Annotated in this window: 10 protein-coding genes and 2 tRNA genes; 7 read left to right on the top strand and 5 right to left on the bottom strand. The window is 61.1% G+C overall.

What is annotated here, in order from left to right; genetic code table 11:
- Nucleotides 1-19: 19 nt before the first annotated feature.
- Nucleotides 20-95, top strand: a tRNA-Val gene (locus IFT99_RS10030).
- Between the two features lie 19 nt (nt 96-114).
- Nucleotides 115-191, top strand: a tRNA-Asp gene (locus IFT99_RS10025).
- Nucleotides 192-856: 665 nt separating this feature from the next.
- On the opposite strand, the gene nirD is transcribed toward IFT99_RS10025, so the two are convergent.
- Together nirD and nirB are read right to left on the bottom strand one after the other, a co-directional pair.
- Nucleotides 857-1,237: a nitrite reductase small subunit NirD gene (gene nirD, locus IFT99_RS10020; RefSeq protein WP_192132047.1), complete on the bottom strand. Its 381-nt coding sequence runs from the start codon at nt 1,235-1,237 to the stop codon at nt 857-859.
- On the bottom strand, nt 1,234-3,795 hold the full coding sequence (gene nirB / locus IFT99_RS10015; protein WP_192132045.1) for a nitrite reductase large subunit NirB: 2,562 nt from the start codon (nt 3,793-3,795) through the stop codon (nt 1,234-1,236). The genes nirD and nirB overlap by 4 nt, the downstream gene beginning before the upstream one ends.
- Nucleotides 3,796-4,388: 593 nt before the next feature.
- Between nirB and IFT99_RS10010 the strand changes: the two genes are divergently transcribed.
- The 5 genes from IFT99_RS10010 to IFT99_RS09990 all read left to right on the top strand — a co-directional run bounded on the left by IFT99_RS10010 (nt 4,389) and on the right by IFT99_RS09990 (nt 10,925).
- Nucleotides 4,389-8,195 (top strand): bifunctional nitrate reductase/sulfite reductase flavoprotein subunit alpha, encoded by a 3,807-nt coding sequence (locus tag IFT99_RS10010; protein ID WP_192132042.1) that lies wholly within the window; start codon nt 4,389-4,391, stop codon nt 8,193-8,195.
- Between the two features lie 192 nt (nt 8,196-8,387).
- Entirely contained in the window at nt 8,388-9,176 is a 789-nt protein-coding gene (locus IFT99_RS10005) for an FKBP-type peptidyl-prolyl cis-trans isomerase (RefSeq protein WP_065986831.1), read from the top strand.
- Between the two features lie 428 nt (nt 9,177-9,604).
- A complete protein-coding gene (locus IFT99_RS10000; protein WP_065986833.1) occupies nt 9,605-10,054 on the top strand; it encodes a YkvA family protein in 450 nt (149 codons plus the stop codon).
- A 143-nt stretch (nt 10,055-10,197) separates the two neighbouring features.
- Entirely contained in the window at nt 10,198-10,554 is a 357-nt protein-coding gene (locus tag IFT99_RS09995; RefSeq protein ID WP_192132040.1) for a helix-turn-helix domain-containing protein, read from the top strand.
- Nucleotides 10,551-10,925 (top strand): hypothetical protein, encoded by a 375-nt coding sequence (locus tag IFT99_RS09990; protein ID WP_192132038.1) that lies wholly within the window; start codon nt 10,551-10,553, stop codon nt 10,923-10,925. The genes IFT99_RS09995 and IFT99_RS09990 overlap by 4 nt, the downstream gene beginning before the upstream one ends.
- 555 nt (nt 10,926-11,480) lie before the next feature.
- On the opposite strand, the gene IFT99_RS09985 is transcribed toward IFT99_RS09990, so the two are convergent.
- From IFT99_RS09985 to IFT99_RS09975, 3 genes are all read right to left on the bottom strand, one after another.
- Nucleotides 11,481-11,939 carry an REP-associated tyrosine transposase gene (locus IFT99_RS09985; RefSeq protein ID WP_192132036.1) on the bottom strand — a complete coding sequence of 153 codons (459 nt, stop codon included), beginning with the start codon at nt 11,937-11,939 and terminating at the stop codon, nt 11,481-11,483.
- Between the two features lie 325 nt (nt 11,940-12,264).
- On the bottom strand, nt 12,265-14,055 hold the full coding sequence (locus tag IFT99_RS09980) for a bifunctional diguanylate cyclase/phosphodiesterase (protein WP_192132034.1): 1,791 nt from the start codon (nt 14,053-14,055) through the stop codon (nt 12,265-12,267).
- 120 nt (nt 14,056-14,175) lie between these two features.
- Nucleotides 14,176-16,257: a carboxy terminal-processing peptidase gene (locus tag IFT99_RS09975; RefSeq protein WP_192132033.1), complete on the bottom strand. Its 2,082-nt coding sequence runs from the start codon at nt 16,255-16,257 to the stop codon at nt 14,176-14,178.
- Between the last annotated feature and the right edge of the window lie 109 nt (nt 16,258-16,366).

Below are 16,366 nucleotides of genomic sequence, written 5' to 3'. Positions count from 1 at the left end.
CGCGCCACACCGAAGCGAAGGGTGATTAGCTCAGCTGGGAGAGCGTCTGCCTTACAAGCAGAATGTCGGCGGTTCGATCCCGTCATCACCCACCATTCGTTTCAAGTGTTACGCGCAGCGGTAGTTCAGTCGGTTAGAATACCGGCCTGTCACGCCGGGGGTCGCGGGTTCGAGTCCCGTCCGCTGCGCCATATTGAGTTACGAGGCCCTTGAACTCCTCGTAACGACAAAGAGAGCGACCTTAGGGTCGCTTTTTTTGTGCCTGCGATTTGGTGGGCGCGGCTGATCTGAGGTGACCAGTGTCCACACTGGCCTCTTCCCGGCTAAAGCCGGTCCTACGAAAAGCAGCGCGTGCATCCAATGCAACGATTCATAGCCCGCAAGCCTGATGGTGCTCACACCGGCCTCTTCCCGGCTGAAGCCGGTCCCACTAAAAGCAGCGCGTAGTTCCGTAGGACCGGCTTTAGCCGGGAAGCCTTTGATCTGCTTTTTAGCTCTGTCTTTGATCTTCAAACGCAAAAAGTCCAGACACCGCCAATCGCGACTTGGGTGCAGGCTGAACGCAGGTCTCGCGGAGTGGGCCGAGCCGCATGGATGCGGCGAGAGCGCCGTCAGGACATGGATGCCCGTTCGGCGCGGGCCCACGGAGCGAGACCGGAGTGAGGGAACCCCGAGGCACGAGGGGCCCAACCAGGAGCAGGCACCCTTGGTTACTTGGGGATGGTGCGACTTTCGACTTTTCCAAGTAACTCGCCGAAGGCGAAATGTCTGCCGTTAGGCAGACGCTCTTGACCTTCTCTCAGCCGCACCGCGCACTCGGGGACAGATTAATTTACGGTGAAGCGCTGTAAATAAATCAGTCCCCTAGACCCACCTCCACAACATCGCCCACCAGCCGAACCGGCCAGGTCCGCAGCCGCAGCGCTGCGTCTTCAAGGCACGTGCCATCCACCAGCCGGTAATGCTGCTTATATAGAGGCGAAGCGATCACAAGGTCCCCGCCCAAACTGCCGACCAACCCCCGACCCATCACATTCACCCCCGTCACCGGATCGCGATTGTCCACCGCAAACAACTGCGGCGCGCCGCCAATCGACGCCACAAAAAACAGCGCCACCTGCGCAGTGCCGACCAGCGCCACCACCCCGGAATTCAGCACCAGATCCTCACGTGCACACACCGCGCGCCACACCTGAGTCTTCGGCATATCCATCACTGCAGCATTGGCCTGGCTCATCGTGCAACCTCCACAGCAGCAATCAGATTCAACTCTTCAGCGCGAGCGGGACGACGCTGGCTGCGCTCCTTGACGAAATGAATGTCCGGGTCAGCGCCCTTGTCATTGACGAACGTGCGGAAACGCTTGAGTTTCTCCGGGCTCTTCAGCGCATTCGCCCACTCGCATTCATAACGGTCGACCACCAACTGCATCTGCGCCTCCAGTTCAGCTGCCAGCCCCAGGCTGTCATCGATCACCACGGCCTTCAGAAAATCCAGCCCGCCTTCGAGGGACTCGCGCCAGACCGACGTCCGCTGCAACTTGTCAGCGGTGCGGATGTAAAACATCAGCACGCGGTCGATGTAGCGAATCAGCGTCTCGTCGTCCAGATCGGTGGCGAACAGCTCGGCGTGGCGCGGGCGCATGCCGCCGTTGCCGCACACGTAGAGATTCCAGCCGTTCTCCGTGGCGATCACGCCGATGTCCTTGCTCTGGGCTTCGGCGCATTCGCGGGTGCACCCAGACACTGCGAACTTCAGCTTGTGCGGCGAGCGCAGGCCTTTGTAGCGGTCCTCGATATTCAGCGCCATTTGCACGCTGTCCTGAACGCCGTAACGGCACCAGGTGCTGCCGACGCAGGACTTCACCGTCCGCGTCGATTTGCCGTAGGCATGGCCGGTTTCAAATCCGGCGGCGATCAGCTCGGCCCAGATGTCCGGCAGCTCATGCAGTTGCGCGCCGAACAGGTCGATGCGCTGGCCACCAGTGATCTTGGTGTACAGGTCGTATTTCTTCGCGACCGCGCCAATGGCGATCAAGCCGTCGGCAGTGATTTCGCCCGCCGGGATGCGCGGCACCACCGAATACGTGCCGTTCTTCTGCATGTTGGCCATGAACGTGTCGTTGGTGTCCTGCAACGGCACCAGCGACGGTTCCATGATCGGCCGATTCCAGCACGAGGCGAGGATCGAGCCGACGGTGGGCTTGCAGATGTCGCAACCCAGATGGCCTTTGCCGTGGCGGGCCAGCATCTCGTCGAAGCTTTCAATGTTTTCCACCCGGGCGAAGGCGTACAGCTCCTGACGCGTGAAGGGGAAGTGCTCGCACAGGCTTTTATCGACGGTGACGCCGCGGGCGATCAGCTCGTGCTCGAACACGCTCTTCAGCAGCGCTGCACAACCGCCGCAACCGGTGGCGGCCTTTGTGCAGGCCTTGAGCCCGGCGAGGTCCGTGCAGCCGCCGTCGATGGCCGAGCAGATCGAGGCCTTGCTGACGTTGTGGCACGAGCAAATGGTTGCCGTGGCGGGCAGGGCATCGGCGCCAAGCGTCGGCGCGCCGTCGCTGTGGGGGAGGATCAGGCTGGACGGATCGGCCGGCAGCTTGATGCCGTTCTGCACGTATTGCAGCAAGGTGTCGTAATAGCTGTTGTCGCCCACCAGCACGGCGCCGAGCACCTTTTTGCCATCGGCGGACACCACCAGGCGGCGATAACTGCCGGTGGCCTCGTCGATAAACCGGTAGCTGCGCGCGCCCGTCAACGCGCCGTGGGCATCGCCGATGGAGCCGACATCGACTCCGAGCAGTTTCAGTTTGGTGGACATGTCAGCGCCGAAGAATGGCTCGGCGGTCAGGTCGCACAATTGCGCGGCGACGTTGCGCGCCATTTGATAACCCGGCGCGACGAGGCCGAAAACGCTGCCGTTCCAGGCGGCGCACTCACCGATGGCGAAAATGTCGGCGTCGCTGGTGCGGCAATGTTCGTCGATGGCGATGCCGCCGCGCGGGCCCAGCGCCAGTTCACACTGGCGGGCGAGGGCGTCCTGGGGGCGTATGCCGGCAGAGAAGACGATCAGATCGGTTTCGAGGAATTCATCGCCGGCGAAATTCATCCGGTAGAGGTATTCCTCCCCCGCGCTGATGGATTGCGTCGCGCGGGACAGGTGCACGCCCACGCCCAGCGCTTCGATGCGCGCCTTCAGGGCGGCGCCGCCGTGGTCATCCAGCTGCACCGGCATCAGGCGCGGCGCGAATTCCACCACGTGGGCTTCCAGGCCCAGGGACTTCAGCGCGTTGGCCGCTTCCAGTCCCAACAGCCCCCCGCCAACCACCACGCCGCGTTTCGCCTGGCTGGCGGCGGCGCGGATGGTGTCGAGGTCGTCCAGGGTGCGGTAGACCAGCCGAGAATGGCCTTCAGCGCCTTCGATGGGCGGTACGAAAGGATAGGAACCCGTCGCCAGCACCAGCTTGTCGTACCCGAAGCTGCCCTTGGCGGTGATCACTTCGCGCCGCGCCCGGTCGATTTCCAGCACCGGCACACCCAGGTGCAGCGCAAGCCCGGTCTGCTCATATAAAGAAGCAGCGCTCATCGCCAGTGACTCGGCGTCGCGACCGCCAAAGTATTCGGACAGATGCACGCGGTCGTAGGCGCGCTGGCCTTCCTCACCGAACACATGAATGCGATAGCGCTCGAGGGCGCCGGCGGCGATCAGTTGCTCGACGCAGTGGTGACCCACCATGCCGTTGCCGATGACGATCAGGGTTTGGACGTCGTTGAGTGGGGCGACTGTGGTGTTCATATCGAGTCCCGGCCAAGGCCAATCAGGTTTTTCGAAAGCAAAAAAAAAGGCGCCCGGAACCTCTCGGTTCCAGGCGCCTTTGCCTGTTCTTTTAGGGGTTGCCGCGCGACCACAGTGTCGACGCCAACCTGGTGAGCCCGACGCCGCGAACGGCTGGCGGTCCGCGTTGACCGGCCAGGGCTGCCAACCGCGTGTTCAGGCTGGACTTGATAAGAGACTTAGCAATGGCTGTGCCAGTGGGAATATCGACGCGTCCGCCCCGTTTCTTTCCGGCCAGATGCGCAGGTTTGACGGGCCAGAAGCGTGATCGTTATTCGATCTCGTCGCCCTCCATAGCGAACGGTTCCGGCTCGAAAAGGGTGCGATTTACACTGGTGCGCCCCACGGTGAAGCTCAACGCCCATTGATCGTGTGGGCAACTTTCGCTGAAACCGCCCGCTGCACGTTCCACGGCCAGGCTGGCCTGCTGTTTGCAATATCCTGTTCACAGGCAATCAACGCCGATTGCCATATTCACGACAAAGGCGCCGTGTGCTCTCCGTTTTCCAACGGATGAGAACAGGGCGTCTTTTTTTGCTTTCAGGAAACGGAATATGGCGAGCAGCAGCGTAAAGAGCGTGTGTCCTTATTGTGGCGTCGGTTGCGGCATCGTCATGCAGGTCGAGGACAACCGGGTCATCAAGGTCGTCGGCGACAAGACGCACCCGAGCAATTTCGGCCGACTGTGTACCAAAGGCGCCACCTGCGGCCAGGCGATTGCCGAGTCGGGGCGGATGGAGTCCGCCTACATCCGCCATCAGCGCAGCCACGAGCCAGTGCGCGCGGAAATGGACGCCGCCATCAGCGAAACCGCCCGGCGCTTGCGTGGGATTCTGGATCGCGACGGTCCCGGTGCACTGGCGTTTTACGTCTCGGGGCAGATGTCTCTGGAGGCGCAGTACTTGGCCACCAAGCTCGCCAAGGGCTTCGTGCGCACGGCCAATATCGAGTCCAACTCGCGGCTGTGCATGGCCAGCGCGGGCAGCGGCTACAAGCTCTCGTTGGGCGCGGACGGCCCGCCCGGGTCCTACGATGACTTAGACAAGGCCGACCTGTTTTTTGTGATCGGCGCCAATATGGCCGACTGTCACCCCATCCTGTTCCTGCGCATGATGGACCGGGTCAAGGCCGGGGCGAAGCTGATCGTCGTCGACCCCCGGCGCAGTGCCACCGCCGACAAGGCCGGCCTGTTCCTGCAAATCAAACCGGGCACCGACCTCGCGCTGCTCAATGGGCTGTTGCACTTGCTGGTGAAGAACGGCGACACCGATGCCGACTTCATTGCCTCGTTCACCCAGGGCTGGGACGTTATGCCCGACTTCCTCGCCGAGTACGCGCCCGCATACGTCGCGCAGATCACCGGCCTGGCCGAAGCCGACATTCGTCAGGCTGCGCGGATGATCGGCGCGGCGCCCGAGTGGATGAGTTGCTGGACCATGGGCCTGAACCAGAGCACCCACGGCACCTGGAACACCAATGCGCTGTGCAATCTGCATTTGGCGACCGGGGCGATTTGCCGGCCCGGCAGCGGTCCGTTTTCCCTGACCGGGCAACCGAATGCCATGGGCGGAAGGGAAATGGGCTACATGGGCCCGGGACTTCCCGGACAGCGCTCGGTGTTGGTAGACGCCGACCGCCGCTTCATCGAAGACCTCTGGCGCATCCCGGAGGGCAGCATCCCGCACATGCCCGGCGGCGGCACCATCGACCTGTTCGAGCAGATGCGCGAGGGCGTGATCAAGGCCTGCTGGATCATCTGCACCAACCCGGTCGCCAGCGTTGCCAACCGCACCACGGTCATCGACGCCCTGAAGACCGCCGAACTGGTCATCACCCAGGACGCCTTCCTCGACACCGAGACCAATCGCTACGCCGACATCTTGTTGCCGGGCGCGCTCTGGGCTGAGGCGGAAGGGGTGATGATCAATTCCGAACGCAATCTAAACCTGACACAGAAAGCCGTCGATGCACCGGGCCAGGCGTTGCCGGACTGGCAGATCATCGCCAGGGTCGCCTGTGAAATGGGCTTCGCCGACGCCTTCAGTTACGCCTCGGCGGAGGAAGTGTTCGAGGAAATCAAACAGGCGTGGAACCCCGCCACGGGCTACGACATTCGCGGCGCCAGCTATGGGCGGCTTCGGGATCAACCGATGCAGTGGCCGTGCGCGCCCGATGACGAGCGCGTGCGCAATCCGATTCGCTACCTCAGCGAGATCAACGCGCGGCCCGTCGAGCGGGGCACACCAGCACGCCCGGCGATTGTCTTTCCCACCGCAAACGGCAAAGCGGTATTTTTCCCACGTCCGCACATGCCTCCCGCTGAACTGCCCAACGATGCATTTCCGATGGTGCTCAACACCGGCCGCCTGCAACACCAGTGGCACACCCTGACCAAGACCGGGAAAGTCCCGACACTGAACGCGCTAAATGCCCATCCGTTCGTCGAGCTGCACCCCGACGATGCCCTTGCGCTGGGCATCCGCGAAGGCGATGGCGTGGAAATCCGTTCCGTACGAGGCCTGGCGGTGTTGCCTGCGGTGATCAGCGACCGCGTGCTGCCGGGCAACTGCTTCGCGCCCTTTCACTGGAATGACGTGTATGGCGAAAAGCTGGCGATTAACGCCGTGACCAACGACGCCGTCGACCCGATCTCCCGCCAGCCCGAATTCAAGTGTTGTGCGGTCGCCTTGCGCAAGGTCGAGCTGATCGGGCATCGCTTCCTTGATTTGCCCCAAGCTGAGACCGAGACGCAGACAGCACCTGACCAGGCGCCGCTTTTGACGCTGCTCTGGGCATCACAAACCGGCAATGCCGAAGCGTTGGCCCGGCAGTTCGGCGACCGGTTGAAGACTGCCGGCGTGCCCGTTCACGTGGCGGCGATGGACAATTTCCCCGGCGAGTGTCTTGACCAACTGCAGAACGTCGCACTGATCAGCAGCACCTTCGGCGACGGCGAATCACCCGATAACGGGCAACGGTTCTGGCAGTCACTGGCTGCCCGGCAAGAACGTCTGGAATCTTTGCGCTATGCCGTGCTGGCGCTGGGCGATTCGAGTTACGACCGTTTTTGCCAGCACGGCAAGAACCTCGACCAGCGCCTGCAGCACCTGGGCGCTTCGTCACTGCTCCCCAGAATCGATTGCGACGGCGAATACCAGGCCCACGCAGACAGCTGGTTCACCGGGTTGCAGCAGGCGCTGTCGCTGAATCTTCCTACCCCTTCAATCACTGACAACGCCCCGGTTGTTGGGCGACAGCCTTCACGGACACAGCCCCATCACGCCAGGGTGTCGCTCAACCGGCGACTGAATGCGGAGGGCGCCGCCAAGGACACGCGGCAACTGGCATTGACCCTTGAAGGTTCAGGAATGACCTATGAAGCCGGCGACGCGTTGGGGGTGTGGCCGCGCAATTGCCCTGAACTGGTGAACGAGTGGCTCGAGCTTACGGGTCTGAACGCCGAGCAACCGGTGCGTGGCGTGAAGGCTGGCGACGTGCCGCTGTGTCAGGCGCTGGCCGAGCAGTTCGAGATTGCGCGACCTGGCGCAGACACTTTGGCGTTCATCGCCGAGCGTAACGGCAGCAACGATCTGAAAACCCTGCTGACCGAACCCTTCAAAAGCGAGCTTAAGGACTGGCTGTGGGGCCGGCAGTTGGCCGACGTATTGCGCGAGTTTCCCATCGCCTGCTCTGCGCAGGAATGGCTTGATCATCTCAAGCCCCTTCAGCCGCGGCTTTATTCCATCGCGTCGAGCGCCAAAGCGCATCCCGATGAAGTTCACCTGACGGTTTCCGCGGTGCGCTATGGATCGCGCAAAGGCGTGTCGTCGACCTTTCTGGCGGATCGTGCGGGCGAGTGCGAGGTGCCGATTTTCCTGCAGCCTACGCGGCATTTTCGCCCGCCGGGCGATGGCAATGTGCCGATGATCATGATCGGTCCGGGCACCGGTGTGGCGCCGTTCAGAGCGTTTTTACAAGAGCGGCGCGCCCGGGGCGATCGGGGCCGGAACTGGCTGTTCTTCGGCGAGCAGCATCAGGCCACCGACTTTTATTACCGCGACGAGCTTCAAGGCATGCAGCAGGACGGCCTGCTCACTCGGCTGAGCCTGGCGTTTTCCCGGGATCAGGCAGAGAAAATCTACGTTCAACAGCGCATACAGGAACAGGGCGCCGAACTTTGGCGCTGGCTGGAGGAGGGCGCGCACCTGTACATCTGCGGCGATGCTTCGCGGATGGCGCGGGATGTCGATCAGGCGCTGCGTCGTGTGATCAGCGAACAGGGCGGCGTCAGCCTGGAAAAGGCGGCCGAACAGCTTCGCTGTCTGACCGAGCATAAGCGCTATGTGCGCGACGTGTATTAGCGCCGTTCTCTCCCCCCGTGGCTGTCCCCTGAACCCCAACTGAACGAATTTCTCGATCAAACAAGAAAACCTTTGGATACCTGAACTTATCTGCCTTTTCTCCCTCTCATGCCGGTAGCCATTGATCGCGGCAGCCTGATAAGCTCGCGGCTTTACTCGTTTGCCCTATTGGCGCATGAACAAGGAAACAGAATGAAACAGCATCGGTTGGCAGCGGCGATTGCCCTGGTCGGTCTGGTACTCGCGGGCTGCGACAAGCAAGCCAGCACCGTTGAGCTGAAAACCCCGGCCCAGAAAGCCTCTTACGGCATCGGCCTGAACATGGGCAAAAGCCTGGCTCAGGAAGGCATGGACGATCTGGATTCCAAAGCGGTAGCGCTGGGTATCGAAGACGCCGTTGGCAAGAAAGAGCAGAAGCTCAAAGACGAAGAGTTGGTTGCAGCATTTGGCGACCTGCAAAAGCGCGCTGAAGAGCGCATGGCCAAGATGAGCGAAGAGTCGGCAGCCGCCGGCAAGAAGTTCCTCGAAGAGAACGGCAAGCGTAAGGAAGTCACCACGACTGCTTCCGGCCTGCAATACGAAATCATCAAGAAAGCCGACGGTCCAGTACCGAAGCCGACTGATGTCGTGACCGTTCACTACGAAGGCAAGCTGACTGACGGCAAAGTGTTCGACAGCTCTGTTGAACGTGGCAGCCCGATTGATCTGCCGGTCAGCGGCGTGATCCCGGGCTGGGTCGAAGGTCTGCAGCTGATGCACGTCGGCGAGAAAGTCAAACTCTACATCCCTAGCGAATTGGCCTACGGCGCACAGAGCCCTAGCCCAATGATCCCGGCGAACTCGGTTCTGGTCTTCGACCTCGAACTGCTGGGCATCAAGGACCCTGCTGCTGCAGGCGCCAATGATGCTGCCGCCGGCGCTGATGAAGAAGAAGAGGCTGCCCCGGCCGCCGAACCGGCCAAGCCAGCCGCCAAGAAGTAATCGTTCGTAAGTCCGGTTACCGCTTGAAAGAAATGCCCCGTCTCGACGGGGCATTTTCATTTCCGGGCCTATTTCATCGAACCGGCATGGACGGGCAGAGTCCCATGTCGGTCAGTCAACGGGCTTTAACCCGGGATTTGTCGGAGGCTGCGGGGCGCTCATCGCGGTGCTCATTGGATTGTGGCTAGCGCCACAGCCCCAGTGAGTCAACGATTTTCGCGGGTTTTTATGTGTGTAAAAAACGCGCGATCTAAGTCCGGCCCCTGTAGAACGGGCGTTCCGACCCCGAAAAGCGGGTCTGTTCACAAGGTTATCCACAATTTGTGTGGATAACCTTTGGGGGCGGAACGCGCACACGCGTCAGCAGGCGACTGCGGCTTACGCAGTCAGCCGGAATGTCGATTTTTATCGGTAATCGTGGAGTGGATATGAAAGCACCCTGGAATCTCATTCGTTATCTGCCCATGGCCAAGCGCTTGATGGCGGCGGGTCGCCTGCCCGCGTTGCTGTTCGCCGTTGCAGGTAAAACCGCCAGTGAGGGCGGTCGGCTGGGCAAGATCAAAGACGATTTGAAACTGCTTCAAGCGCTGTGCCTGGCCTACTGGCGCGGGGAATATCGCGCTATCAGCGGTAAGGCGATTCTCTCTATCGTGGCCGGTCTGATGTATTTCCTCAGCCCACTGGACGCGATTCCCGACTGGATCCCCGGCTTGGGTATGCTGGACGACATCGCCGTGCTGGCTTGGGTGATGAAGCACCTCGAAGCCGAGCTCAGTGCATTCCGTGCCTGGCGCGAATTGCAGAACCCGGAGAAGCTCGCGGTGGTCGAGCGTTTGCCGGCAACGCCTGTCCTGCTGGAGCACGAGAAAAAGATTTGAACGCGGGTTGGTGCAGCTCATCCATTCCGTCGCCAGTGCTGCAGTGATCCCCACACCCAAGTCGTAGCCAACCGCTGTTAAGATGCCGCCCATACTTAGAAAAAGACTGCGTAAAAGCGTGTTTAGTCCTACAGGGGAGCGTTATGGATCTTCAGATTATTTCGCGCGATGGAGAGCCGGAATATGCGGTGCTGCCATGGGCGCAGTATCAGGCCCTGTTGCGCGCCGCAGGTGTTGCGCCTGGCCCGGAGCCAGAGGCGGCTACCCACATCCAGGCCGAGTCTGAACAGTCCTCATCCGCCGCAGACCTGCCTTCTTTATCTCAGTTGGGTGCATTGCGCGAGGCCAAGGGCCTGGCAGTGGCGCAACTGGCGCGCACGGTCGGCATCAGTCCTTCTTACCTGGACCTGATTGAGAGCGGCGCCCGTGAGCTGGACGCGGCCATTCGCCGGAGTCTGGCGTGGGAGCTGGGCGTCGCGGGCTGGCGGGGTGAGGCATGAGCGTGCGCATCAGTCGCCAGCACTGGGACGGGCTGCTCGCCGAACTGGACCTGGCCCGTCGTCAGCGTCATCTGGTGACCTATCGCGCGTTGCTTGAGCGGTTGCAGTTACCCACCCCCGCCATGCAAACCCTGACTGCCGCCCTTGAACACCTCGCCGCCCTCGACGCCCGCGCCGAGCAGCCATTGCGCAGTTCGTTGGTGATCAGTCAGGGCGCCAGCCGTCTGCCTCGCACCGGGTTCTTTGAATGCGTCGAACGCCTCGGCCGTTTCTCCGGACCCTCTGACGGCATCGCTGCAGCGTCCTGGCACGCCTCGGAAGTGGCCCGTGTCTTCGAATTTGAGTACCCGCAGCCGAGCATACCGGAGTAGGTCTTGGATCGTGTTCCAAGCAATCCGATCTGGAGGCGGATGACAATCATGGCGCCTGGCGAATCCAAAGCAGGGCGTGGATTAACGACTTGGCGGAATCCAAATGCAGACGCGAATTGGGAGCCGGCTTGCTGGCGAACCGCGATCCGTCAGCCGATATGAATGTGCCTGACACAACGCATTCGCCAGCAAGCCGGCTCCTACGGGTTGAGGTCGGGCCAGCTTTCATGGGTAATGCCGCGACCGTCATACGCCTCGTCGAATATCCCACCCCGGCCGTGCATGCGAGCTGAACTCAACATTCGCGCACCGACGCCGCGATCCAAGACCGAACGTGGATTAACACACGCACGCACCGACGCCACGAATCCAAAGGCGAACGCGAATTGGTAGGAGCCGGCTTGCTGGCGAACCGCGATCCGTCAGCCGATATGAATGTGCCTGACACAATGCATTCGCCAGCAAGCCGGCTCCTACGGATTGAGGTCGGGCCCGATGTTATCGGTCGTGGCCCGACCCTCGCTAGCCTAAAGCCCGCGCGCAACAATCAGCGCGTCAAACCCATGCGGCATCCCACAGCGGATAATCCTGCACGCGCCTCACCAGCCCCGCGCGGATGGGGTTTGCAACGATGTATCGGGCGACACTCTGCAGATTTTCTTCATCTCGGATCGCCCGATCGTGAAATCCCCGCTGCCAGAATCGACCCGACCGGCCGAGGGATTTGTTCACGTTTCGAGCAGTGTGCGATTTCACCCCCAACACCAGCTTTTCCAAATCACAGTCGCCCAGCTCCACAAGCCAGTGAAAGTGATCCGGCATCACAACCCAGGCCAGCGAGTTCGCAAGGCCTTGCGCCTGTGCGTCGCGAAACTGCTGTACGAGCAGTCGGCCCATTTGCCAGTTTCCAAAGAAGCACTGCCGTTGATGGGTCACCGTCGTGATGAGGTAGATTTGCCCCGACTGGGAATAGCGTCCGGTCCGCAACCTTCCTGCGTGATAGATCTTCGACACGGGATTCAGCCCTCCTGTCTGGCGAAAGTGCCGGAAGGCTAGTGCGATGCAGTCTCCTTTGCGTCCGCGCTAGGGTTCAAAATATGACGTGAGTGTGGAAGACCTCCGTGGAATGAGGGGGCTGGGTGGAGGCACGCGTTCTGTCAGTGGATGTATCAGTAACAGTCCGTTGCATTCGCCAGCAAGCTGGCTCCTACGGATGGAGGGTGAGCTAGCAACCCTTGCTTTGGTCTGGCCACCGCAAGGCCGGTAAGGAAATCGTTGCTGCTGCGGATTTGCATGCCTCCGCAAATCCATAGAAGCAGCTTGCTGGCGAACCCGTCGGTTACCCCAAAACCGCCTGATTCAACGTCGCCATCACCTCCGCCTCTCGGGTATTGATCACATGCACGCTCGCGCCAATCACTTCTTTGGCGTGATGCTTGGCCTGAGACGCCAGTTCGGCAAGCTGGCTGGCGTCGAGGGTTGTGCACACCTCCGGGTGCAGGTGCACGACGCCGATGGACAGCGACAGCAGCGGGAATTCCTGGCGTTGGCCCTGGCGGTTGAGCGCGACGAAGCAGCCAGCCTCCAGATGCTCGGCGCGGTAGAAGCGTCGGCACTGGTTCTGGAAATCTTCCAATAACATGTTCAGGCGTTTGCGCCAGTCGTCCGAGCCCAGCACCATCAGGAAATCGTCGCCGCCGATGTGGCCGACAAAGTCGCGGCTCGGGTCAATCCGGTCGTTCAGGCAATGCGCCAGACACAGCAGAACCTCGTCGCCGCGCCCGTAGCCGTAGATGTCGTTGAAGGGCTTGAAGCTGTCGATGTCCACGTAGCAGATCATCGACTCGCGACCCTGCTGCAACAGTCGGGTCAGGCATTGCTGGATCGGGACGTTGCCCGGCAGCAGGGTCAGCGGGTTGGCGTAGCGCGCCTGCTGGATCTTCACTTCGGTAATCAGCTTCAGTACATCGATCACCCGGCCCAGCCCAAGGTAGAGGCCGTTCTGCATGATGATGAAATCTTCTTCGATGCGTTGCCGCGCGCGGCTGGTGATCAGCCGGCTGACCTGCTGCAGCGACTGGCTCAGCTCGACGGCCAGAAAGTCGTCGCTCATCAGACGACTAATGGGCTTGCGCGCATACAGTTCGGTGGCGAAGGGCTGCAGCAGCACGTCCGACAGCGAGTGGCGGTGGACGATGCCGATCGGCTGATGCTGATCATCCAGCACCGCCAGGGAGTTGAGATTGGCCTGCTTGCGAAACGCCTCCAGCACCGTTGCGGTGGGCGTGGTCTGCACCACCGCCGGCAGCTCGTTGAGGAGGGCGCTGAGGTCGCTGGTTTCCTCCGTCAGGGTCGCAGCGGCCGGGTCGATTTTCGGCAGCAGGGCGCGAGCGTCACGGGGCGGAAACTCCTGCGGACGGCACAGCAAATAGCCCTGAACCAGTTCGACGCCCATGTCGATCAAGACCGCCAGCTCTTCCTGCAACTCGATGCCTTCAGCGATCACCAGCGCCCGCGACGCTTTGGCCATCTGCAGCATGGAGCCCACAAACTCGCGCTTGACCGCGTCCTGATGAATGCCGTCGATGAAGTGCCGGTCGATCTTCACGTAATCCGGGCGCAGCTCGGACCACAGCCGCAGGCTCGAATACCCTGCGCCCAAATCATCCAGGGCGATGGAGAAGCCCATATCGCGGTAGTGATACAGCGCGTTGTAGAGTAGGCCAAAGTCATCGGTCGGGGTCTGCTCGGTCAGTTCGATGACCACGCGGCTCGGCGGTATGCCGTAGCGCTGCAACAGCTGCAAGGTGCGCCCCGGCGGGTGCGAGGCTTCCAGCAGGGACTCCGGCGATATGTTGAGAAACAGCTTGCCGTCCAGCTTCTGTTGGCTGAAGCGACGGCAAGCCGACTCGCGGCAGGCCAGTTCCAGTTCGCTCAGGCGCCCGGCCTGGCGGGCTACGGCGAACAGGCTGATGGGGGAATGCAGCGCGCTGTTGGAAGGACCGCGAGTCAGGGCTTCGTAGCCGAGAATGCGCCGATCCGATAGCGACACAATCGGTTGGAACAGGCTGTGCAAGTCGCCGTGAGTCAGGATCGAACTCAAAGCGCCCAGCTGCTCAGTCACGGTCATGGCAATCTCGGGGCAAGAAAAAGGGGCTGGACGCCTGTGGCGTCGAGCCCCGCTATTTCACGACAGCTTCATGACTGTTTGATGACGAATTGCCATCATTTCGTCACGTCTCATGGCGTTTTACTTTTTCGCCACCGAACCGCTCAAGCCCAGATAATCGAGCAAGATGCGCCCGGTTTCAGCCAGGTAGGCGTCATCCTCGGGTTTGGTCTTGTCGTCGTCCGAAGGCAGCGCGTCTTCGTCTTCCTTCTTCAGCTCTTTGAGCGGCTCTTCGCCTTTGGCCTTGCGACGCACGTTCTCCATCGCCAGCTGCTTGCTCTCGATGTCGGCGTGTTGCTTGCGGCGCTCGGCTTCGTTGAGGCTGACGGTCTTTTCGCTCATCAGCTTCTTCGCCAGCGCCAGTTTCTCTTCGATGAAGACAAACTCGGCGTCCTTGGCCGAACGCACGTCATGACGCGATTGCAGCTGGGCGAGGAACGGTTTGAACGGATCCACCGCAGGCTTGATCGCCGGCTTGATGGTGTCGTAAGTCATCGCTTCAGGCAGTGCGCTTTCGCCGATTTCCTTGGTGTCGATGATCGACGGGTAGGCGATGTCCGGCAGTACGCCCTGGTGCTGGGTGCTCTGACCGGAAACACGGTAGAACTTGGCCAGCGTCAGTTTCAGCTCGCCATGGTTCAGCGGCTGAATGGTCTGCACGGTGCCTTTACCGAAGGTCTGGCCGCCGATGATCAGCGCGCGGTGATAATCCTGCATGGCGCCGGCGAAAATCTCCGAAGCCGAGGCCGAGAGGCGGTTGACCAACAACGCCATCGGGCCTTTGTAGAACGCACCGCTGTTTTCGTCTTCCAGCACATCGACCTTGCCGTCGGCGTTACGCACCAGAACGGTCGGGCCTTTGTCGATGAACAGACTGGTCAGCTCGGTGGCTTCCTGCAACGAACCGCCACCGTTGTTACGCAGGTCGATGACCACGCCGTCGACTTTCTCGGACTGCAATTCGGTCAGCAGTTTCTTGACGTCGCGGGTGGTGCTCTTGTACTCGGGATCGCCGGCGCGGTAGGCCTTGAAGTCCAGGTAGAAAGCGGGGATCTCGATGACGCCCAGCTTGTAATCCTTGCCGTCCTGGTTCAGGTGCAGGATCGACTTCTTCGCCGCTTGCTCTTCGAGCTTCACGGCTTCGCGGGTGATCGAGACGATTTTGGTGGTCTGGTCGCTTGGCGCATTGCTGGCCGGGACGATTTCCAGGCGCACGACCGAACCCTTCGGACCGCGGATCAGTTTGACCACTTCATCCAGGCGCCAGCCGATCACATCGACCATCTCTTTGTCGCCCTGGGCAACGCCGATGATCTTGTCGGCGGTGGCCACTTGCTTGGTCTTGGCGGCAGGGCCGGCCGGCACCAGGCGCACGATCTTGACGTTGTCGTTGTCGCTCTGCAGGACAGCGCCGATCCCTTCCAGGGACAGGCTCATGTTGATGTCGAAGTTTTCCGCACTGTCAGGTGACAGGTAGTTGGTGTGCGGATCGTAGGACATCGCGAAGGTATTCAGGTAAGCCTGGAACACGTCCTCGCTGCGGGTCTGGCTCAGGCGCGCGAGTTGGTTCTTGTAGCGCTTGGTCAGGGTTTCCTGAATCTTCGCGGGGTCTTTGCCGGCGATCTTCAAGCGCAGAACCTCGTCCTTGACGCGCTTGCGCCAGAGGTCGTCGAGCTCGGCTTCGTTCTTGGCCCATGGCGCGTCCTTGCGATCAACCAGCAAGGTTTCCTGGGTGTTCAGGTCGATCTTGTCGACGCCCTTGCTCAGCTGCGCAAGCGCGAAATCCAGACGCGACTTGATGCGGTCCAGATAACGCTTATAGATAGTAAAGCCTGGGGCCAGGTCGCCGCTCTTGAGGAAGTCGTCGAACTGGAAACGCCACTTGTCGAACTCGGCGATGTCACTGGCGAGGAAGTAGCTGCGCGCAGGATCGAGGAGTTTCAGGTAGCTCTGATAGATGATTTCCGAACGCTTGTCGTCCAGCGGCGGCTTGCTGTAATGGTGGCGCTTGAGCAGCTCCACGACATTCAGACTGGCGATGACTTCATCGCGATCAGGTTGAAGATTATCCCAGCTGTTGGCAGCAAACGAACTGGCCGACATTGGCAGGACAGTCAGGCCAATGAGTAATGCAAGGGTGGTGCTGGGTAAAAAATGCTTCATGCTGATTCGACGCGGGGACAATTGATAACGCATATTAGGCCGTCTTTGGAGGTCGCCGGTTCGGTCAGAACACGGTCGCATAATGCAAAAAGCCCAGTGGCCGTGAGGC

Origin of the sequence: Pseudomonas sp. CFBP 8772 (assembly GCF_014841665.1) — a bacterium.
GTDB classification, from domain to species: Bacteria; Pseudomonadota; Gammaproteobacteria; order Pseudomonadales; family Pseudomonadaceae; genus Aquipseudomonas; species Aquipseudomonas graminis_B.
This window is presented reverse-complemented; position numbering and strand designations above follow the sequence as displayed.

Bases quoted from the DNA above. Each gene is read 5' to 3' on its own strand.
- IFT99_RS10000 (WP_065986833.1), top strand. From the start codon at position 9,605: ATGAAAGCACCCTGGAATCTCATTCGTTATCTGCCCATGGCCAAGCGC.
- IFT99_RS09995 (WP_192132040.1), top strand. From the start codon at position 10,198: ATGGATCTTCAGATTATTTCGCGCGATGGAGAGCCGGAATATGCGGTG.
- IFT99_RS09990 (WP_192132038.1), top strand. From the start codon at position 10,551: ATGAGCGTGCGCATCAGTCGCCAGCACTGGGACGGGCTGCTCGCCGAA.
- nirD (WP_192132047.1), bottom strand. From the start codon at position 1,237: ATGAGCCAGGCCAATGCTGCAGTGATGGATATGCCGAAGACTCAGGTG.
- IFT99_RS10005 (WP_065986831.1), top strand. From the start codon at position 8,388: ATGAAACAGCATCGGTTGGCAGCGGCGATTGCCCTGGTCGGTCTGGTA.
- IFT99_RS09980 (WP_192132034.1), bottom strand. From the start codon at position 14,055: ATGACCGTGACTGAGCAGCTGGGCGCTTTGAGTTCGATCCTGACTCAC.
- IFT99_RS09975 (WP_192132033.1), bottom strand. From the start codon at position 16,257: ATGAAGCATTTTTTACCCAGCACCACCCTTGCATTACTCATTGGCCTG.
- nirB (WP_192132045.1), bottom strand. From the start codon at position 3,795: ATGAACACCACAGTCGCCCCACTCAACGACGTCCAAACCCTGATCGTC.
- IFT99_RS10010 (WP_192132042.1), top strand. From the start codon at position 4,389: ATGGCGAGCAGCAGCGTAAAGAGCGTGTGTCCTTATTGTGGCGTCGGT.